General features: G+C 70.6%; 18 protein-coding genes. 7 read left to right on the top strand and 11 right to left on the bottom strand.

Annotated elements, in window-relative coordinates; genetic code table 11:
* Together LBN7_RS12675 and LBN7_RS12670 are read left to right on the top strand one after the other, a co-directional pair.
* The gene (locus LBN7_RS12675) at positions 1-471 is read left to right on the top strand and encodes an SRPBCC family protein (RefSeq protein WP_116633903.1); all 471 of its coding nucleotides are present in this window, start codon (positions 1-3) and stop codon (positions 469-471) included.
* The gene (locus tag LBN7_RS12670) at positions 468-911 is read left to right on the top strand and encodes a YdeI/OmpD-associated family protein (protein ID WP_407359838.1); all 444 of its coding nucleotides are present in this window, start codon (positions 468-470) and stop codon (positions 909-911) included. Before LBN7_RS12675 ends, LBN7_RS12670 begins: the two co-directional genes overlap by 4 nt.
* Positions 912-1012: 101 nt before the next feature.
* Here LBN7_RS12670 and LBN7_RS12665 read toward each other — a convergent pair whose 3' ends face one another.
* From LBN7_RS12665 to LBN7_RS12650, 4 genes are all read right to left on the bottom strand, one after another.
* Positions 1013-1789 carry an enoyl-CoA hydratase-related protein gene (locus tag LBN7_RS12665; protein WP_407359837.1) on the bottom strand — a complete coding sequence of 259 codons (777 nt, stop codon included), beginning with the start codon at positions 1787-1789 and terminating at the stop codon, positions 1013-1015.
* 170 nt (positions 1790-1959) lie between these two features.
* On the bottom strand, positions 1960-2847 hold the full coding sequence (mmsB, locus tag LBN7_RS12660) for a 3-hydroxyisobutyrate dehydrogenase (protein WP_407359836.1): 888 nt from the start codon (positions 2845-2847) through the stop codon (positions 1960-1962).
* Positions 2844-4025: an acyl-CoA dehydrogenase family protein gene (locus tag LBN7_RS12655; protein ID WP_407359835.1), complete on the bottom strand. Its 1182-nt coding sequence runs from the start codon at positions 4023-4025 to the stop codon at positions 2844-2846. Before LBN7_RS12655 ends, mmsB begins: the two co-directional genes overlap by 4 nt.
* A 34-nt stretch (positions 4026-4059) precedes the next feature.
* Positions 4060-5559, bottom strand: coding sequence for a CoA-acylating methylmalonate-semialdehyde dehydrogenase (locus LBN7_RS12650; RefSeq protein WP_407359834.1), 1500 nt, complete (start codon positions 5557-5559; stop codon positions 4060-4062).
* A 438-nt stretch (positions 5560-5997) separates the two neighbouring features.
* Here LBN7_RS12650 and LBN7_RS12645 point away from each other — a divergent pair, with 438 nt between their 5' ends.
* Positions 5998-6582 carry an antibiotic biosynthesis monooxygenase gene (locus tag LBN7_RS12645; protein WP_116633897.1) on the top strand — a complete coding sequence of 195 codons (585 nt, stop codon included), beginning with the start codon at positions 5998-6000 and terminating at the stop codon, positions 6580-6582.
* Between the two features lies 1 nt (position 6583).
* Here the strand turns inward: LBN7_RS12645 and LBN7_RS12640 are convergent, their stop codons facing one another.
* Positions 6584-7483 (bottom strand): LysR family transcriptional regulator, encoded by a 900-nt coding sequence (locus LBN7_RS12640; protein WP_407359833.1) that lies wholly within the window; start codon positions 7481-7483, stop codon positions 6584-6586.
* Positions 7484-7575: 92 nt separating this feature from the next.
* Here LBN7_RS12640 and LBN7_RS12635 point away from each other — a divergent pair, with 92 nt between their 5' ends.
* On the top strand, positions 7576-8241 hold the full coding sequence (locus tag LBN7_RS12635; RefSeq protein ID WP_407359832.1) for a type 1 glutamine amidotransferase domain-containing protein: 666 nt from the start codon (positions 7576-7578) through the stop codon (positions 8239-8241).
* Positions 8242-8262: 21 nt separating this feature from the next.
* Here LBN7_RS12635 and LBN7_RS12630 read toward each other — a convergent pair whose 3' ends face one another.
* Entirely contained in the window at positions 8263-9429 is a 1167-nt protein-coding gene (locus tag LBN7_RS12630; RefSeq protein ID WP_407359831.1) for an ROK family protein, read from the bottom strand.
* A 136-nt stretch (positions 9430-9565) separates the two neighbouring features.
* Here LBN7_RS12630 and xylA point away from each other — a divergent pair, with 136 nt between their 5' ends.
* Both xylA and LBN7_RS12620 read left to right on the top strand, forming a co-directional pair.
* Positions 9566-10756 (top strand): xylose isomerase, encoded by a 1191-nt coding sequence (gene xylA, locus LBN7_RS12625; protein ID WP_407359830.1) that lies wholly within the window; start codon positions 9566-9568, stop codon positions 10754-10756.
* Between the two features lie 7 nt (positions 10757-10763).
* Entirely contained in the window at positions 10764-12074 is a 1311-nt protein-coding gene (locus LBN7_RS12620; RefSeq protein ID WP_407359829.1) for a xylulokinase, read from the top strand.
* Positions 12075-12180: 106 nt separating this feature from the next.
* Here LBN7_RS12620 and LBN7_RS12615 read toward each other — a convergent pair whose 3' ends face one another.
* From LBN7_RS12615 to LBN7_RS12595, 5 genes are all read right to left on the bottom strand, one after another.
* Positions 12181-13137: an aldose 1-epimerase family protein gene (locus LBN7_RS12615; RefSeq protein ID WP_407359828.1), complete on the bottom strand. Its 957-nt coding sequence runs from the start codon at positions 13135-13137 to the stop codon at positions 12181-12183.
* Positions 13137-14651 carry an L-arabinose isomerase gene (araA, locus tag LBN7_RS12610; protein WP_407359827.1) on the bottom strand — a complete coding sequence of 505 codons (1515 nt, stop codon included), beginning with the start codon at positions 14649-14651 and terminating at the stop codon, positions 13137-13139. Before araA ends, LBN7_RS12615 begins: the two co-directional genes overlap by 1 nt.
* Positions 14652-14707: 56 nt before the next feature.
* Entirely contained in the window at positions 14708-16309 is a 1602-nt protein-coding gene (locus LBN7_RS12605; RefSeq protein ID WP_407359826.1) for a xylulokinase, read from the bottom strand.
* Positions 16306-17034 (bottom strand): L-ribulose-5-phosphate 4-epimerase, encoded by a 729-nt coding sequence (locus LBN7_RS12600; protein WP_407359825.1) that lies wholly within the window; start codon positions 17032-17034, stop codon positions 16306-16308. Before LBN7_RS12600 ends, LBN7_RS12605 begins: the two co-directional genes overlap by 4 nt.
* 233 nt (positions 17035-17267) lie before the next feature.
* Entirely contained in the window at positions 17268-18278 is a 1011-nt protein-coding gene (locus tag LBN7_RS12595) for a LacI family DNA-binding transcriptional regulator (protein ID WP_407359824.1), read from the bottom strand.
* 57 nt (positions 18279-18335) lie between these two features.
* Between LBN7_RS12595 and LBN7_RS12590 the strand changes: the two genes are divergently transcribed.
* Positions 18336-19181: an NAD(P)-dependent oxidoreductase gene (locus LBN7_RS12590; RefSeq protein ID WP_116633887.1), complete on the top strand. Its 846-nt coding sequence runs from the start codon at positions 18336-18338 to the stop codon at positions 19179-19181.
* Position 19182 lies beyond the last annotated feature (1 nt).

The following is a 19182-nucleotide window of genomic DNA, read 5'->3' as shown; positions in this document are numbered from 1 at the left end:
GTGGCGCGGTTCGTTCTCGAGACGATCATCGCCGCCCCACCGGCCGAAGTCTTCGGCGCCTCGCTCGATCCGGGCCTGCACGTGCGCTCCATGGCACGGTACGGCGAGACGATGGTCGAGCCTCCGGCGGGCGGGGTGTTCACCGAGGGCTCGACCGTGACCTGGCAGGCGCGCCATCTCGGCATCCGCTTCCGCCTGCGCTCGGTGGTCTTCGACATCGATCCGCCGCGCGGATTCTCCGATCGGCAGATCGCCGGCCCCTTCGGGGCCTTCCTGCACGAGCACCGGTTCGACGAGCATCCGACCGGCACCCTCATGCGCGACACCGTGACCTTCCACTCGCCGTTCGGTCCGCTCGGCCGGCTCGTCGACGCCGTCTTCATGCGCGCGTACATGCGCCGGCTGATCGAGGAACGCAACGCGATCCTCTCCGCGGAAGTCGCGGGACACGGGCGTAATCTGTCGGCATGAGCGAACTGCGCCTGCACACCGTCCTCACCGGCCGTGGTCCCGCCGCGGCGATCCTGCTCAGCGACGAGCAGGTCGCGTCCTTCGGGGCAGGCAAGGCCTTCCCCGTGGCCGTCACGATCGGCGGACGCACGGCGCGACTGCGTGTCGCGCGCATGGGCAGCGAGAACATGATCGGCTTCAGCAAGGCCGTGCGCAGCGATCTCGGCCTCGAGATCGATCAGGAGATCGACGCCGTCATCCGGGTCGACTCCGCCGAGCGGACGGTCGACGTGCCCGACGAACTCGCCACGGCGCTGGATGCCGACCCGGCCGTGCGTGCGGCGTTCGACGCGCTGAGCTATTCGGCCCGCAAGGAGCACGCCCGCACGGTCGCCGACGCGAAGCAGGAGGCGACCCGGGAGCGCAGGATCGCGAAGATCGTCGACGGTCTCCGCAGCTGACCGTTCATGATTCAGCAGGATCATGGCTTCACCGGCTCTGGCGAGTCCTTTCCGGGCACATCCGCCGGATTCTTGCTGAATTGTGAACACCCCGACACCCGTCACCGGTTCTCGAACTGCGGTGCACGCTTCTCCCGGAAGGCCGACATGCCCTCCTTCTGATCGGCGGTGTCGAAGAGCGCGGCGAAAGCCTGCTTCTCATGCGCCAGCCCCTCGGCGAGCGTCGTCTCCATCGCCGCGTCCAGAGCCGCCTTGGCCGCATAGACCGAGGGCAACGACTTCGAGGCGATCGTCTCGGCGAGCTTCCCCGTCTCGGCGAGGAGATCGGATGCCGGGACGACGCGCGACACGAGACCTGAGCGCTCCGCCTCCTCGGCGCCCATGAAGCGTCCGGAGAGCACCAGCTCAGCGGCCTTGTAGTACCCGACGGCGCGGATCAGACGCTGCGTGCCGCCCATGCCCGGAATGACGCCGAGATTGATCTCCGGCTGTCCGAACTTCGCGGTGTCGGCTGCGAGGATGATGTCGCACATCATCGCCAGCTCGCATCCGCCGCCCAGCGCGAAGCCGGAGACGGCAGCGATCACCGGCGTGCGCACCGCCGCGAACTCATGCCAGACGCCGAAGTGGTCGGTCTCGAGCATCTCCGCGGCCGACATGCTCTCCATCTCCTTGATGTCGGCACCCGCCGCGAACGCCTTCTCCGACCCGGTCACGACGATCGCGCCGACACCCTCTTCCTCGTCGAAGGCGACCGCTGCGGCCGTGACCTCTTCCGCGAGCCGGCTGTTGAGGGCGTTCAGCGCCTCCGGCCGGTGCAGGGTGATCCACCCGACGCGTCCGCGCTGCTCGACCAGGATCGTCTCGTACTCGGTCATGTGGCCCTCTCCGTCGTGGTCATCCCAGTATCGCCCTGCGTGCGGTCTCGTCGCTCGACCCGGACCCGCAGTTCCCGGCGCAGTTTGCAGGTCGAAAAGACAGATGCAGGTCTCGATGCGCGGATGCGACCTGCAGATGTATCGCCGACCTGCAAACTGGCGGGCATCGGTCAGTCGGTCGCGTCGCGGATGTCGGTGATGATGCCGGAGAAGTCCCGGCCCGCACCGTCGCCCGCAGCGAACGCGGCGTAGATCTGCTGCGCGAGCCGTCCCATCTGCGCATCCGTCGACGTCTGCTCGATCGCCTGCAGCGCGAGGCCCAGGTCCTTGGCCATCAGCGCGCCGGCGAACCCCGGCTGGTAGTCCCGGTTGGCGGGGCTCGTCGGCACCGGTCCCGGCACCGGGCAGTTGGTCGTGATCGACCAGCACTGACCGGAGGCCTGCGACACCACGTCGAACAGCGCCTGATGCTCGAGGCCCAGACGCTCCCCCAGCACGAACGCTTCGGCGACCGCGATCTGCGACACCGCGAGGACCATGTTGTTGCACACCTTCGCTGCCTGGCCGAGGCCCGGTCCGCCGCAGTGCACGATCCGCTTGCCCATGACCTCGAGCAGCGGAAGGGCAGCGGCGTAGTCCTCGTCAGACCCGCCGACCATGAAGGCCAGGGTGCCGTTCTCGGCCCCGACGACGCCGCCCGACACGGGAGCGTCGACGTTGCGGTGACCGGCGGCGATCGCCAGTGCATGCGCCGCACGGGCTTCGTCGACCGCGATCGTCGATGACTCGATGAACAGGGTGCCGGGGCGCGCGGCGGCGAGCAGCTCGGAGCGGTACGCCTCGATCACGTGCTTCCCCGCGGGGAACATCGTGATGACGACATCCGCGTCGGCCACGGCATCCGCCCCGCTCTGAGCCACCGCGATCCCGGCTTCCCGCGCCGCCTCGATCGCGGCCGGAACCAGGTCGAACCCGTGCACCTCATGGCCCGCGGCGACGAGGTTCTTCGCCATCGGCAGGCCCATGTGACCGAGACCGAGGAAGGCGACGCTGGTCATGATGCGCTCCGCATCGACGACGACCCCGCGGGTCGCAGCATCTCGCGGCCGACGATCAGGCGCATGATCTCGTTCGTCCCCTCGAGGATCTGGTGCACGCGCAGGTCGCGCACGACCTTCTCGATGCCGTAGTCCTGCAGGTAGCCGTATCCGCCGTGCAGCTGGAGCGCGCGGTTCGCGACGTCGAAGCCGGCGTCGGTGGCGAAGCGCTTGGCCATCGCGCAGCGCATGGTCGCGTCGGGTGAGTGCTGGTCGACGGCTTCCGCACCGTCGCGCACCATCAGGCGAGCCGCCTGCAGGTCGGTGCGCATGTCGGCGATCGCGAACATGATCGACTGCTTCTCGGCCAGGGGCTCTCCGAAGGCGACCCGCTCGTGCACGTACTGCACCGCCCTGTCGAGCGCCCACTGCGCCCCGCCGAGCGAGCATGCGGCGATGTTGAGCCGACCGCCGTTGAGAGCCGACATCGCAATCGCGAAGCCGCGACCCTCCTCACCGAGAAGAGCGGATGCCGGAACGCGCACGCCGTCGAGGATCACCTGCCGCGTGGGCTGGGCGTGCCACCCCATCTTCTTCTCCGGCGCTCCGAAGCTGAGTCCCTCCGCGTCGCCGGCGACCAGGAACGCGCTGATGCCGCGGGCGCCCGGCTCTCCGGTGCGCGCCATGACGACGTAGACCGCTGCCTCACCCGCACCGGAGATGAACTGCTTCACGCCGGTGAGCACGTACTCGTCGCCGTCGCGGACCGCACTGGCGGCGATGTTCGCGGCATCCGAGCCGGCACCGGGCTCGGTGAGGCAGTAGCCGCCGAACTCCTGCATCGCGGTGAGCTGCGGCAGCCAGGCACTCCGCTGCGGGTCGTCGCCGTACGTGTCGATCATCCACACGACCATGTTGTGGATCGAGATGTAGGCGGCCACCGCGGGGTCGCCCTTCGCGAGTTCCTCGAAGATCGCCACGGTGTCGGTGCGACTCAGGCCCGTGCCGCCGAATTCCTCGCGGACGTAGATGCCGCCGAGCCCGAGCTCTCCGGCCTTGTTCAGCGACTCCCGCGGGAAGATGTGCTTCTCATCGCGCTCGGCGGCGTACGGCGCGAGCTCGGTCTCCGCGAAGTCGCGGACGGCGTCGAGGATGGCCTCGCGCTCTTCGGCGGTGGTGGTGACGGTGGTCATTGTCATTTTCTCTGGATCCCTGAGCTTGTCGAAGGGTGGGTCAGTGCATGGTCGGGATGACGAAGCTGGCACCGTCCTTGATGCCCGATGGCCAGCGGCTCGTCACGGTCTTGGTCTTCGTGTAGAAGCGGAACGCGTCGGCGCCGTGCTGATTCAGGTCGCCGAAGCCGCTGCGCTTCCAGCCGCCGAACGTGTAGTAGGCGATCGGCACCGGGATCGGCACGTTCACGCCGACCATCCCGACCTGCACCCGGGCCGCGAAGTCGCGGGCGGCATCTCCGTCGCGGGTGAAGATCGCGACGCCGTTTCCGTACTCGTGCTCCGACGCCATCCGCAGGGCCTCCTCGTAGTCGGCCGCCCGTGCGATCACGAGCACCGGTCCGAAGATCTCCTCGCGGTAGATCGCCATGTCGGTCGTGACGTGATCGAACAGCGTCGGGCCGAGGTAGAAGCCCTCCTCGTGGCCGTCCACGGTGAAGCCGCGGCCGTCGGCGAGAAGCGTGGCGCCCTCGTCGATGCCCTGCTGGATGTAACCCTCGACCCGCTCGACCGCGGCGCGGGTCACGAGGGGTCCGTAGTCGACGTCCTTCGCGAGCGACGGGCCGATGCGCAGCTGCCCCACCCGCTCGAGGAGCTTCGCGGCCAGCGCGTCGGCGGTCTCCTGCCCGACCGGGACGGCCACGGAGATCGCCATACAGCGCTCCCCCGCCGAGCCGTAGCCGGAGCCGATGAGCGCGTCGACGGTCTGGTCGAGGTCGGCATCCGGCATCACGATCATGTGGTTCTTCGCGCCGCCGAAGCACTGTGCGCGCTTGCCGTGCGCCGCGGCGGTCGAGTAGATGTACTCGGCGATCGGGGTGGACCCCACGAAGCCGACGGCGCGGATGCGCTCGTCGGTGAGCAGCGTGTCGACGGCTTCCTTGTCGCCGTGCACGACGTTCAGCACGCCGGCGGGAAGACCCGCTTCGAGGAAGAGCTCGGCGATGCGCACGGGCACGGAGGGGTCACGCTCGCTGGGCTTGAGCACCACGGCGTTGCCCGCGGCGAGCGCCGGCCCCGCCTTCCACAGCGGGATCATCGCCGGGAAGTTGAACGGAGTGATCGCGGCGACCACGCCGAGCGGCTGCCGCATCGAGTAGACGTCGATCCCGGCCCCGGCACCGGTCGAGTACTCGCCCTTGAGGAGGTGCGGGGCACCCGCCGAGAACTCGATGACCTCGAGGCCGCGCTGGATGTCGCCCTTGGCGTCGTCGACGGTCTTGCCGTGCTCGCTGGCGAGGAGCTCGGCGAGCGACTGCATCTCGCGCTGCACGAGATCGAGGAAGCGCAGCAGCACGCGGGCGCGCTTCTGCGGGTTCGTCGCGGCCCAGGCGATCTGCGCCGCCTCGGCGTTCGCGATCACCTCGCGCACCTCGTCGGCCGACGCCAGGGGCACACGAGCCTGCACGGCGCCCGAGCTCGGATCGAACACGTCGGCGAAGCGACCGGTGTCCGGGGTGAGAAGCGATCCGCCCACGAAGTGCGGGATAGTACGAGTCATTGTGTGACATCCCTCCGAGCCATCATTGGCACATTGGGAGTTTACTCCGGCATCCGATCATTTACTAGGACATCCTTGTAAATGAGGAACAGCGTCTGCGCGCGGATGTTCGCACCGCGTTCACCGTCCCGTCACCTCGGTCGATTACAACTGCAGATGCGCGGGCAAAGAGACTCAGACCGGATCGGGTAGTCACATCATCCGCGCACTCGGTGAGCACTCTCGCTCCCGTCGCGGTGCCCACGCCGCGAGACCCCCGCCGAATCGGGTCGGCGGGGGTCCTCTCTTTCCCGGGAGCCTCATGCGGACGCGCGAGATCAGGCGATCGCCTGATTCCGCGTGCCCGCCGAGCCGAAATAGAATCGACGTGCGCCCGCACCCCGGCGCAGCCGCTTCGGCAGCCCGTGATCCGGGCTCCCCGTCTTCGAGGACTGCATCGTGTCCGAACCCATCACCGTGTCCATCCGCCGCGAGGTCGACCCCGACCGCATCACCGAGGCGACCGTCTGGGTGCAGACGGGCGTGAACCTCGCGACGAAGTATCCGGGATTCCTCGGCTCCGGCTGGGTCCGCGCCGGCGAGGACTCCCAGATCTGGCACATGCTCTACCGCTTCGCGAACGAGGAATCCCTCGTCGCATGGGAGAAGTCCGGCGAGCGCGAATGGTGGCTCTCGATGGGCGAGGGCTTCATCCGCAGCGAGCGCTCCAAGCGCCGCACGGGCATCGAGGGCTGGTTCGACGAGCCGACCACCGGCAGCATCACCCTGCCGACGCCCGAGGGCGGGACCACCACCGTCACCGTCGCGCCCGCCCCTCCCCGCTGGAAGCAGGCGGTCTCGATCTGGCTGGGCTTCTTCCCCGTGAACCTCGCGTTCACCTACGCCATGAGTCCCATCCCCGGCTGGGATGCCCTGCCGATCTGGCTGCGCGTGCTCGCCACGACCCTGGTGCTCACGCCGATCATGACCTATTGGGTGCTGCCCTTCGTGACCCGTTCGCTGCGGAGCTGGTTCGCGCGCTGAGTCAGAGGTCCGCGACGGCGTCGCGCAGCGCGCGCTCGACCACCGCGACCCCTTCGGCGAGCGGCCCGGGGCGCCGCACGAGGTAGAGGGTGTTGATCGGCGGGTCGTCGGTCTCGCGCAGGACCGTCAGCCGCCCCTCGGCCAGTTCGCCGGCGATCAGATAGGTGGGCAGCACCGTGGCTCCCGCACCCGCCACCGCCGCGGCGACGAGGGCGCGCAGATCGGGAGCGACGAGAGCGGGCGCGCGCTCGAGCCGGATCCCGAACACGTGCCGCCAGTAGCGGCGGAGGATCGGCACATCCGGTGCGAACGCGAGAAGCGGCGTCGACGCCAGCGCATCGGGCCGCAGGTCGACCGACGGCTCGATCCCGAGCGAGGGGGATGCGACGAGGACGAACTCCTCGTCGAAGAGGGCGACGGTCGGGAGCGCGCGACCGCGCGGTCGCACCGCCGAGACCACGAGGTCGAGGCTCCCCGTCGCGATCCGGTCCAGCAGGTCGGCCGCGAGTCCCGGCGTCATGGTGACCCGGAGGCCTCCCGCCACGGCCGAGGCGAGCGCAGGAGCCGCCAGCACCGCGAGGAGATCGCCCGCGCCGCCGAGTCGGACCGGCGGCGCATCGGCGGGCGGAGGCGATCCGAGCGCCGTCGCGAGCGCGTCGAGCGGACCCGCCAGCCGGTTCGCGAGATCGTCGGCCCGAGGGGTGGGACGGATGCCGCGGGCGTGGCGGTCGAACAGCGGCTCGCCGATCCGCGCCTCCAGCGCCTGCATCTGCGCGGTCACGCTCGACTGCGCGAGTCCCAGCATCCGCGCCGCCGCCGACACCGAACCCGATCGATATGCCGCGAGAAACGTCCGCCACAGCGCGACGTCTCTCAGTCCATCGGAATTCCGATCGCTCATATCGTGAATCTATCGGAAGGACGCGCAAAGCCGAACGGTTGTGCTCGATACCGGCATCCGCTCGGCATCCGTCACTCCCTGAAGGAGCATCCATGTCCACCGTCCTCTTCGTCGTCACCGCCGCCCGCACCTGGACCCTCACCGACGGCACCGCGCACCCCACCGGGTTCTGGGCCGAGGAGCTGCTCGCCCCCTACCGACTGCTGACCGAAGCCGGTCACGACATCGTGTTCGCCACTCCGGGAGGGGTGCCCCCGATCGCCGACGCCGCGAGCGTGGCGGACGGCGACGCGGCATCCATCGCGGCGATCTCCGCGCTCGCGACGCCCCTGGTTCTGGCCGACGTCGATCCCGCGGCCTACGACGCCGTCTACTACCCCGGTGGTCACGGTCCGATGCAGGACCTCTCCGAGGATGCCGACTCGGCGGCGCTCATCACGGCGACCCTCGCCGCCGGACGCCCGCTCGCCGCGGTCTGCCACGGGCTCGCGGCCCTCCTTCCCGCACGCACGGCCTCGGGCGAGCCGGTCGTCGCCGGACGCCGGATCACGGGCTTCTCCGACGAGGAGGAGCGTCAGGCCGGCCTCGCCGACCGCGCACCGTTCCTGCTCGAGAGCGCTCTGCGCGCGCTGGGCGCCGACGTCGAGGTCTCCGAGGCCTGGAGCGACCACACGATCGTGGACGGACTGCTCATCACGGGGCAGAACCCTCAGTCCTCGGAGTCGGCGGCGCGGGCGCTGGTGGCAGCCCTCGCCTGATCGGCCGGCGGGCGGGGCTCGTCAGATCACGCCGACGGACGTGAAGGCGAGCTCTGCCGCACCGAGCAGCAGCCGGTCGGCGGCGAGGGATGCCGGGAGGATGCGGAGCCCCTCCGCGTTCTCCGCCATCGCGCGGTCGGCCACGTCGGCGGCGAAGCCTTCGGGGTCGAGCTCCTCCAGCTGGGCGAGGAAGCCACCCAGCACGACCACCGAGGGATCGAGGATGTTCACGGCATCCGCGATCGCCTGCGCCAGCAGCCCGCGCTGACGCGCGCACTCCTCGCGGACGGGGTCGGCATCGGATGCCGCGGCGAGAGACTCCGCGAGCGTCGCATCGTCAGCCGACGCGAGGCCCAGCACGGACAGGAGTCGGGCACGGCTCACGTCATCCTCGAGCACGGCCGAGCGAGCGGGGTCGACCCGGTTCTGCCCGAACTCGCCGGCGTATCCGCCCACTCCGCCGACCGGGGAGCCGTGCACGATGATGCCGCCGCCGATGCCGGACGGGCCGCCGTTGAGGTACACGACGTCGTCGGCACCCTGTGCCGCGCCGAAGAGATGCTCGGCGAGCGCGCCGAGGCTCGCATCGTTCCCCACGGCGGTCGGGAGTCCCGTCGTCTCGGCGATCAGCGCCCGCACCGGGGCATCCGTCCAGCCGAGGTGCGGGGCGTTGCGGACGAGCCCGTCAGCCGCGCGCACGAGGCCGGGCACGGCGACCCCGACCGCGACCAGCCGTGCATCCGCGAGCGGGCCGTCGCGCCAGCGATCGACGACGGCCGCGACGAGATCGGCGACCTCGACGGCGGTGAGCAGCGTCGCGGATTCGATGCGCTCGCGGACCGCGATCGTGCGGGAGAGGTCGATGGCCGCGATCTCGACCGCGTCGATCTCGGGGTTCACCGCGATCACGACCGCCCTCGGCGATGCCGCGACGACAGGCGAGGGCCGCCCCACCCGTCCGACCGGATCGGGATCGCGCTCGACGACCCAGCCCTCGTTCACGAGCTCGGCGACCAGGTCGGCGATCGTCGAGCGGTTCAGGCCGGTCGCGGTCGTCAGCTGCGCCCGCGACTGCGCTCCACCCAGGTGCACCAGCCGCAGGACCCGCGCGAGATTGCGCGCACGCACGCCGTCGCCCGAGTCCTTGAGCGCCGCGGTTCCGCTGCGCCCCGTCGAAGCGTCCGTCACATCGTCCTCGCATTCGGTTCGGCGTCTCAGTCTAGGAGGCTGGACATCCTGCACTCCAGGCTATATGTTGTTGCTCACAACATTTGAGCACGGCGACTTCTGCATGTCGGCGCGCCGCACCATGCGAAGGAGCATCATGAGCCTCACCCCGACCCGCGACGACAAGTTCTCGTTCGGCCTCTGGACCATCGGCTACAACGGCACCGACCCGTTCGGCGGACCCACGCGTCCGGCCCTCGACGTGGTGCACGGTGTCGAGAAGCTCGCCGAGCTGGGCGCGTACGGGCTCACGTTCCACGACGACGACCTGTTCGCGTTCGGCTCCACCGAAGCCGAGCGGCAGACGCAGATCGACCGGCTCAAGGGTGCGCTCGACGACACCGGCCTGATCGTGCCGATGGTCACCACCAACCTCTTCAGCGCCCCGGTCTTCAAGGACGGCGGGGTCACGTCGAACGACCGTCAGGTGCGGCGCTTCGCCCTGCGCAAGGTGTTCCGCCAGCTCGACCTCGGTGCCGAGCTGGGCGCCAAGACGTTCGTCATGTGGGGCGGCCGCGAAGGCGCCGAGTACGACTCCGCCAAGGACATCCGCGCGGCGCTCGAGCGCTACCGCGAAGCGGTGAACCTGCTCGGCGACTACGTGACCGACAAGGGCTACGACATCCGCTTCGCGATCGAGCCGAAGCCCAACGAGCCTCGCGGCGACATCCTGCTGCCGACGCTCGGACATGCGATCGCGTTCATCGACTCCCTCGAGCGCCCGGAGCTGGTGGGCGTGAACCCCGAGGTCGGGCACGAGCAGATGGCGGGTCTGAACTTCACGGCCGGCATCGCTCAGGCGCTGTACCACGGCAAGCTCTTCCACATCGACCTCAACGGTCAGCGCGGCATCAAGTACGACCAGGATCTCGTGTTCGGGCACGGCGACCTGCACAACGCCTTCTCGCTGGTCGACCTGCTCGAGAACGGCGGACCGAACGGCGTCCCGGCGTACGAGGGCCCCCGGCACTTCGACTACAAGCCGAGCCGCACCGAGGACGAGAGCGGGGTCTGGGACTCCGCCGCCGCGAACATGCGCACGTACCTCCTCCTCAAGGAGCGCGCCGCGGCCTTCCGCGCCGACCCCGAGGTGCAGGAGGCGCTGGCTGCCGCCAAGGTCGCCGAGCTGTCCACGCCGACGCTCAACCCCGGCGAGAGCTACGACGACTTCCTCGCCGACCGCAGCGCCTACGAGGACTTCGACGCCGACGCCTACCTCGGCGGTCACGGCTTCGGTTTCGTGCGCCTTCAGCAGCTGGCGACCGAGCACCTGCTCGGCGCGCGCTGAGTCCGCGATGGCCCTCGTCCTCGGCGTCGACTCCTCGACGCAGTCGTGCAAGGTCGTCGTCGTCGACAGCTCGACCGGTGCCGTCGTGCGCACCGGTCGGGCATCGCATCCCGACGGGACCTCGGTCGATCCCGACGCCTGGTGGATCGCGCTGCAGGCGGCCATCGCTGCGGCAGGCGGACTCGACGACATCGCGGCGTGGGCCATCGGCGGGCAGCAGCACGGCATGGTCGCGCTCGACGCCGAGGGCCGGGTCATCCGCGACGCGCTGCTCTGGAACGACACACGGTCGGCCGATGCCGCGACCGCGCTCGTCGCCGAGTTCGGGGCGCGGGAGCTGGCCGACCGCACGGGACTCGTGCCCGTGGCATCCTTCACGATCTCGAAGGTGCGCTGGCTCCGCGATCACGAACCCGACAACGCGGCGCGCGTGGCGGCGATCGCCCTGCCGCACGATTGGCTCACCTGGCGGCTGCGCGGGTACGGCCCGGCGGGGGCGGATGCCGCACCGCTCGGGCCCGACCTCGCCGAGCTGGTCACCGACCGCTCCGACGCCTCCGGCACCGGGTACTGGAGTGCGGCGACCGGCGGATACGATCGCGAGCTGCTGATCGCCGCCCTGGGACATGACGCGGTGCTCCCGCGAGTGCTCGGCGCCGACGAGTGGGTGACCGACGCCGCGGGCCGACGCGTCGCGCCCGGCGCCGGCGACAACGCCGCGGCAGCCCTCGGACTGGGCGCCGGTCCCGGAGATGTCGTCGTCTCGATCGGCACCAGTGGCACGGTCTTCGCCGTGAGCGAGGCGCCGTCGGCCGATGCGACCGGGATCATCGCGGGCTTCGCCTCCGCCGACGGACACTTCCTGCCGCTGGTGTGCACTCTCAACGCGGCCCGGGTGCTCGACGTCACGGCGACGCTGCTGGGTGTCGACCACGACGAGCTCAGCCGCCTGGCCCTCTCGGCGCCGTCGGGTGCCGACGGGCTCTCGCTGGTGCCGTACTTCGAGGGAGAGCGCACCCCGAACCTGCCGGATGCGACGGCCACGCTCAGCGGCATGACGCTGGCCTCGACGACCCGCGAGAACCTGGCGCGAGCCGCGGTCGAGGGGATGCTGTCCGGTCTCGGGGCGGGCCTCGACGCGCTCCGCGAGGAGGGCGTGCCCCTGCATCGGGCCCTGCTGATCGGCGGCGGCGCGCAGTCCGAGGCCGTGCGGGCGATCGCCCCTGAGGTGCTCGGCATCCCGGTCGAGGTGCCGCCGGCCGGCGAGTACGTCGCCCTCGGCGCCGTCCGTCAGGCGGCCGCGGTGCTCGGCGGCTGAGCCTCAGGTCGCAGTTCCCGTCGTCGCCAGGCGTTCCGGTCGCCGTTGCTGCCGGCTCCCGGCGCGTGAGGCGGCACGAACTGCGACCGAGACCGAAGAACCTCGGCTACACCGCCCGGATGCGCCAGTTCGCGGCGTGCTCCGAGCCGGGGGCGAGCGTCACGAGATCCGTGCCGGAGTTGAAGGCATCGGGCGGGCAGGTCATCGGCTCGACCGCGAGGCCGATCCGATGGATGCCGTCGAGTCCTGGATTGTCGGCCGTGTGCACCTGCACCCACGGGCAGCGCTCGTCGAAGGTGATCGCCACGCCGATTCCGGCATCGTTCGTGAGCCGCACCTCGGCCACGCCGTCGGTGCGGGCGAGACCCGTGAAGGCGTGGTCGATGAAGACGTCGCCGATCCGACGGGCTGCGCGGAAATCCCACTCCGGATGCTCCGCCACCGGCTCGACCGCGACCGGGCTCAGGCGATCGGGAGTGACCGCCAGGACCTCGGATGCCGGAAGGAGGAGCGTCCAGTCATCGACCGGAGGTGCCGAGTCGCCTCTCTGGGTCCCTGAGCCTGTCGAAGGGCCCGCCACGAGGTACGGATGCGGTCCGGTGCCCCAGGGCGCGGCATCCGCTCCGATGTTGTGGGCGGTGACGGTCTGGCGCAGGCCGTCCGCGTCGAGGCGGTACTCGACCTCGACCTCGATGCGGAACGGGTAGCCGGACTGCGGTTCGATCACGGCGGCGAGCACGACGCGATCGTCGAGGATGAGCCGGTCGGAGAACTCCACCCAGGCGAGCAGTCCGTGCAGGGCCTGGCCGCGCCCGGGCTCGGTCAGCGGCAGCTGGTGCACGGCGCCGCCGAAGCGGTAGCGGCCGTCGACGATCCGGTTGGGCCACGGAGCGAGGGTCGCACCGCGGTACCCGGGCCGCACCTCGTCGGCGTCGAACGGCACGACGAGGTCGCGCCCCTCGAACGTCAGCATCCGCAGCGAGGCGCCGACGCTCGCGATGATCGCCTCGTAGCCGTGGCCGGCGAGGCGCAGCTGCCGCCCGGATCGCAGCCCCACCGTCATCACAGTCCCTGCGCGAGACGGTAGTAGGCCTGGTTCCAGCGCACCTGCTTCTGGAACTCCGGCAGCGTCGTGCTGTCGTCGATCACGAGCAGCTCGACCTCGGCCATGTCGGCGAAGTCGCGGAACGCCTCGAGACCCACCGCGGTCGACATGACCGTGTGGTGCGCGGCACCCGCGGTGAGCCAGGCGGCCGCGCTGGTGGTGAAGTCGGGCGCCGGCTTCCAGACCGCGCGGCCGACCGGGAGCTTGGGGAGGGAGGCGCGCGGCGGCACGTTCTCGACGACGTTCGCGGTGAGCCGGAAGCGGTCGCGCATGTCGCTCAGCGCGACCACGATCGCCGGACCGGGGTCGGCGGTGAAGACCAGGCGCACCGGGTCGTCCTTGCCGCCGATGCCGAGCGGATGGATCTCCAGCGTCGGCTTCGCGGTGGTCAGCGACGGCGAGACCTCGAGCATGTGAGCCCCGAGGATCAGCTCATCCCCCGGGGTCATGTCGTAGGTGTAGTCCTCCATGAGGCTCGCGCCGCCGGGGAGGCCTGCCCCCATGACGTTCGCGATGCGCACGAGGATCGCCGTCTTCCAGTCGCCCTCGGCGCCGAAGCCGTAGCCCTCGGCCATCAGCCGCTGCACGGCGAGGCCCGGCAGCTGCTTCAGCGCGCCGAGGTCCTCGAACGAGGTCGTGAAGGCGCCGAAGCCGCCCTCCTCGAGGAACGAGCGCAGCCCGATCTCGATCGCGGCGCCGTCGCGCAGGGACTGGTGCCGCTCGCCGCCCTTCCGCAGCTCGGGGACGACCTCGTACAGGTCCTCGTACTCCGCGACGAGCGCGTCGATCTGGGAGTCGGATGCCGCGGCGACGGCATCCGCCAGCTCGTTCACGCCCCAGGTGTTCACCTGCACGCCGAAGCGCAGCTCGGCCTCGGTCTTGTCACCCTCAGTCACGGCGACGAAGCGCATGTTGTCGCCGAAGCGGGCGAGCTTCAGGTCGCGCGACGCGGCGAGCCCCGCGGCGGCGCGCTGCCAGGTGCCGAGCTCGCGGCGCACGCGCGGGTCGGAGGCGTGCCCGACGATGGTCTTGCGCGGCACGCCGAGACGCGTCTGGATGTACCCGAACTCGCGGTCGCCGTGCGCGGCCTGGTTGAGGTTCATGAAGTCGAAGTCGATGTCGGCCCAGGGCAGCTCGACATTCGCCTGCGTGTGCAGGTGCGCGAGTGGCTTGCGCAGCGCGTCCAGGCCCGCGATCCACATCTTCGCGGGGCTGAACGTGTGCATCCAGGCGACGAGTCCGATCACCCGGTCGTCGGCGTTCGCCTCGAGGGCGGTGCGCTTGATGGCGGCGGCATCCGTCAGCACCGGCTTCCAGACGATCTTCACGGGCACGTCGTCTGCGGAGTCGAGCAGGCGCGCGATCTCCTGCGACTGGTCGGCGACCTGGGCGAGCGTCTCGGGGCCGTACAGGTGCTGGCTGCCGGTGAGGAACCAGACCTCGTAGCCGTCGAGCGAGGTGGAGAGCGTCATGGGATGTTGCCTTTCAGGAGGGTTCGGGCACTGAGCGAGCGCAGCGAGACGAAGCGTCAGAGGGATGCGACGGCGGCGGCCTCGACGGCCAGCCCCGCCCGATAGCGGTCGAGGTAGGCGGCGAAGCCCGCGACATCCGCGGGGTCGGGTTCGGTCGTGGAGAGGGATGCCGCGGCGAACACCTGCTGCTCGAGGTAGTCCCCCAGGGACAGCGCGTCGGCATGCGCGAGGTACGAGGCCAGCACCGCGATGCCCCACGCACCACCCTCGGATGCCAGCTCTCCGACGGCGACCGGCGCACCGAGGGCGCCGGCGAGGAACCGCTGCGCGACCCCGGCCGTGCGGAACATGCCACCGTGGGCGAACATCCGGTCCAACTCGACGCCCTCGTCGGCCAGTACCTGCATGCCGAGCGCGAGAGTGCCGAACACACCGTAGAGCTGCGAGCGCATGAAGTTCGCGAGCGTGAACGCGCTGTCGGGCGTGCGCACGAACAGCGGCCGGCCGGCATCGAGCCCGGCGATGGGCTCGCCCGCGAGATGGTTGTAGGCGATCAGACCGCCGGCATCCGCCTCGCCGTCGAGCGACTCGCGGAACAGCGCGTCGAACACGGCGTCATCGTCGAGCGGCTGCCCCGCGGCGGCCGAGAAGCGGGTGAACAGACCCGCCCAGGCCGCGAGCTCGCTCGCGCCGTTGTTGCAGTGCACCATCGCGACGGCGTCGCCCGCGGGGGTGGTCACGAGGTCGAGTTCGTGATGCACCTCGGTCAGCGGACGCTCGAGCACGACCATCGCGAAGATGCTGGTGCCCGCAGAGACGTTGCCGGTGCGCGGCGCGACCGAGTTCGTCGCGACCATGCCGGTGCCCGCGTCGCCCTCGGGCGGGCACAGCCGGATGCCGGGCTGCAGAGCACCGCTCGGGTCGAGCAGCGCCGCTCCCTCGGTCGTGAGGACACCGGCATCCGCACCGGCGGAGAGCGCGGCCGGGAGAATCTCGACGAGCGGGCGAGGCAGACGACCGGCGGCGTGGGCGTCGTAGGCGCGCAGCATCCGTTCGTCGTAGTCGCGGGTGGCCGAGTCGATCGGGAACATGCCCGAGGCGTCGCCGACGCCGAGCACGCGCCGACCGGTGAGCTTGTGGTGCACATAGCCGGCGAGCGTGTTCACGCTCGCGATCCGCGGCACATGCGCCTCGCCGTCGACGACGGCCTGGTGCAGGTGGGCGATCGACCAGCGCAGCGGGATGTTGACTCCCAGCAGCTCGGTCAGCTCGGCGGATGCTGCGCCGGTATTGGTGTTGCGCCAGGTGCGGAACGGCACGAGCAGCTCGCCGGCCTCGTCGAACGCGAGGTAGCCGTGCATCATGGCCGAGACGCCGATCGCTCCGAACGATGAGGGACGGATGCCGTGCTGCTGCTCCGCATCGGCGACCAGTGCGGCGTAGGCGGCCTGCAGTCCCGTCCAGACCTCGTCGATCGCGTAGGTCCAGAGCCCGTCCTCGAGCCGGTTCTCCCACGAGAAGGAGCCGGTGGCGAGAACCTCGGTGGGGTCGGACCCGATCAGGCAGGCCTTGATGCGCGTGGAACCCAGCTCGATGCCGAGGCTCGTCCGGCCGGCGCGGATGTCATCGGCGCCGGACGCCGCGGTCGGAGAGGTCATCGGCGGGCGTCCTGACTCTGGCCGTACACGTTCTGGTAGCGGTCGAAGAGGCTGTCGATCGCCGCCTGCGGGATCGGGACCAGCGGACCGGCCTCGCGGGCGAGGTGCACGGTGCGGGCCACGTCCTCGACCATGACCGCCGCCTTCACGGCATCCTTCGCGTCGACGCCGATCGTGAACGGGCCGTGGTTCTGCATGAGCACCGCCCGCGAGCGGTGTCCGCTGAGGGTCTCGACGATGCCGCGTCCGATCGAGTCGTCGCCGATGATCGCGAAGGGGCCGATCGGGATCGGTCCGCCGAACTCGTCGGCCATGGCGGTGATCACGCAGGGGATCTCCTCGCCGCGGGCGGCCCAGGCGACGGCGTAGGTCGAGTGCGTGTGCACGACGCCGCCGACCGCCGGCATGTTGCGGTACACGTAGGCGTGTGCGGCGGTGTCGCTCGACGGGGAGCGATCGCTGCCGGGGGTGCCGGGGGTGCCGGGGATGACGTTCCCGTCGAGGTCGCAGAGGATCATGTTGTCGGGTGCGAGGTCGTCGTAGGAGACGCCGGACGGCTTGATCACGAACAGATCGGCGCCGGGAACCCGGCCGGAGACGTTGCCGCCGGTCCAGACGACGAGTCCGTAGCGCACCAGCTCGCCGTGCAGTCGGGCGACGTCGGCGCGGACGGTGGCGATGGCCGCTTCGACCTCGTCGGAGAAGGCAGGGGCTTCGTTGCTCACGGGACCTCGAGTGCTCGAACCGGCCACTGTGACCGGTCACAGAAGTGTGACACGGGTCGCGCGGGTCGTCAAGAGGACGGGGCTCGGCGGTCGCCCGTTCACAATTCAGCAAGAACTCCCTGCGCCCCGATCACGGCCCCCGGAATTCCGAGGCAAGGAGCCCCGCGCGTCCGAACTCTTGCTGAATTGCGAACGCCACTCCGGCCGGAACGACGGGCTCGACGAGCCGAGGGTCAGCGCGGCGGGGCGACCGAGTCGCGCGTGATCAGCACCGGGGCGACCGGGGCCAGATCCGCCGCCTCGGCCTCGGCGCCGCCGACCGCCGCAGCGACCGCGCGGCGGGCCAGCTCGTCGAAGTCCTGTCGCACGGTCGTGAGCTTCGGCCAGTAGAACGCCGCGTCCGGGATGTCGTCGAAGCCGACCACGCTGATGTCGGCGGGTACCGCGAGCCCGGCCTCGTGCAGTCCGCTGAGCAGTCCGAGCGCCATCTGGTCGTTCGCGGCGAAGACGGCGGTGGCACCCGCGGCGCGGACCGCGGCGACGGCGGCATACCCCGATCCCGCCGACCAGTCCCCTGCGACCACGGGCCCGGCCGGGAGACCCCGTGCGGCCAGCTCCGCGGCGAAGCCCTCCGCGCGCGACTCCGCTTCGAGCCAGTCGGCGGGACCCGCGAGATGGACGATGCGGGTGTGCCCGGCATCCGCGAGGGCGGCGACGGCCATGCGCGCGCCGGCCGCCTGATCGACGGAGAGTCCGTGAGCGCCGCGCCCGGCGGAATGCAGGGTGACGACGGGAACGCCGATCGAGAGGGCGTCGAGCGCCTCGAGCGTGCGGGCATGCGGAGCGACGACCACGATGCCCTCGACGCCCTGGGTGATGAGGTGGTCGACGGCCGCGACGACCGCAGCGGCGTCTCCCGCATCGGCGAAGGCCGCACTGACCCAGTAGCCCGCCGCCCGAGCGGACGCCTCGAGCGCGGCGATGCTGCGTGAGGGACCGTACTGCAGGGCGTCGGAGGCCAGCACGCCCAGCGTGCGGGACCGGCGGGTGCCCAGCGCGCGAGCGGCGTTGTTCATCCGGTATCCGAGCTCGGCCATGGCCGCCTGCACGCGCAGCTGGGTCTCGGGGGCGACATCGGGGTGATCGTTGAGCACTCGCGAGACGGTCTGCCGGGACACCCCGGCGAGCGCCGCGACGTCGCGGACGCCGACCGTGCGATTCGACGCGCTGGGGGACTCACTCACGCCGACGAGTGTACGACGCCCGACCCGCGCCGCTCGCAGCCGTGCCACTCTGGAGACATGCGCATCGCTCTCACGGGATCATCGGGCAAGCTCGGCCGCGTCGTCGCTCGCGAACTGCGCGCGAACGGCTACGACGTCATCGGGATGGATGTCGCGGGCGTCCGCGGACCCGATTTCGTGCAGGTCGATCTCACCGACTACGGCCAGGTCGTCGACGCCTTCACCGCGGTCGGCGATCGGCACGACGGCATCGACGCGGTCGTGCATCTCGGCGCGATCCCGGCGCCCGGCATCCGCAGCGATGTCGCGACCTTCCACAACAACATGCCGGCCACGTTCAACGTGTTCTGGGCGGCCGTGCGGCTCGGCATCCGTCGTATCGTCTACGCGTCGAGCGAGACGGTTCTCGGCCTGCCGTTCGACGTTCCGCCGCCCTATGTGCCGGTCGACGAGGACTATCCGGCGCGCCCGGAGTCGGTGTACTCGCTGGTGAAGACGCTCGAGGAGCAGCTGGCGACCGAGCTCGTCCGCTGGCACCCCGATCTGTCGATCACGGCGCTGCGGTTCTCGAACGTGATGGACCCCGAGGACTACGCGGCCTTCCCGTCGTTCGACGCCGATGCGCTGCTGCGCAAGTGGAACCTCTGGGGCTACATCGACGCCCGCGACGGGGCGCAGGCCGTGCAGCGCGCGCTCGAGGTCGCCGCTCCCGGATTCGACCGCTTCATCATCGCGGCCGCCGACACGGTCATGACACGACCGAACGCCGAGCTGCTCGCCGAAGTGTTCCCCGACGTGCCGGTCAGGGGCGAGTTCGGGCCGAACGAGACGCTGCTCTCGATCGACAGGGCGCGGCGCGTGCTGGGGTTCGACCCGCAGCACTCCTGGCGCGACCACGTCTGAC

Source organism: Microbacterium sp. LBN7 (assembly GCF_045690345.1).
Lineage (GTDB): Bacteria > Actinomycetota > Actinomycetes > Actinomycetales > Microbacteriaceae > Microbacterium.
This window is presented reverse-complemented; position numbering and strand designations above follow the sequence as displayed.

Excerpts from the sequence above, each read along its gene's own strand:
- LBN7_RS12620 (WP_407359829.1), top strand. The coding sequence starts at position 10,764 with ATGGCCCTCGTCCTCGGCGTCGACTCCTCGACGCAGTCGTGCAAGGTC.
- mmsB (WP_407359836.1), bottom strand. The coding sequence starts at position 2,847 with ATGACCAGCGTCGCCTTCCTCGGTCTCGGTCACATGGGCCTGCCGATG.
- LBN7_RS12605 (WP_407359826.1), bottom strand. The coding sequence starts at position 16,309 with ATGACCTCTCCGACCGCGGCGTCCGGCGCCGATGACATCCGCGCCGGC.
- LBN7_RS12635 (WP_407359832.1), top strand. The coding sequence starts at position 7,576 with ATGTCCACCGTCCTCTTCGTCGTCACCGCCGCCCGCACCTGGACCCTC.
- LBN7_RS12665 (WP_407359837.1), bottom strand. The coding sequence starts at position 1,789 with ATGACCGAGTACGAGACGATCCTGGTCGAGCAGCGCGGACGCGTCGGG.
- LBN7_RS12590 (WP_116633887.1), top strand. The coding sequence starts at position 18,336 with ATGCGCATCGCTCTCACGGGATCATCGGGCAAGCTCGGCCGCGTCGTC.
- araA (WP_407359827.1), bottom strand. The coding sequence starts at position 14,651 with ATGACGCTCTCCACCTCGCTCGACGGCTACGAGGTCTGGTTCCTCACC.
- LBN7_RS12655 (WP_407359835.1), bottom strand. The coding sequence starts at position 4,025 with ATGACAATGACCACCGTCACCACCACCGCCGAAGAGCGCGAGGCCATC.
- LBN7_RS12650 (WP_407359834.1), bottom strand. The coding sequence starts at position 5,559 with ATGACTCGTACTATCCCGCACTTCGTGGGCGGATCGCTTCTCACCCCG.
- LBN7_RS12670 (WP_407359838.1), top strand. The coding sequence starts at position 468 with ATGAGCGAACTGCGCCTGCACACCGTCCTCACCGGCCGTGGTCCCGCC.
- LBN7_RS12640 (WP_407359833.1), bottom strand. The coding sequence starts at position 7,483 with ATGAGCGATCGGAATTCCGATGGACTGAGAGACGTCGCGCTGTGGCGG.
- LBN7_RS12615 (WP_407359828.1), bottom strand. The coding sequence starts at position 13,137 with ATGACGGTGGGGCTGCGATCCGGGCGGCAGCTGCGCCTCGCCGGCCAC.
- xylA (WP_407359830.1), top strand. The coding sequence starts at position 9,566 with ATGAGCCTCACCCCGACCCGCGACGACAAGTTCTCGTTCGGCCTCTGG.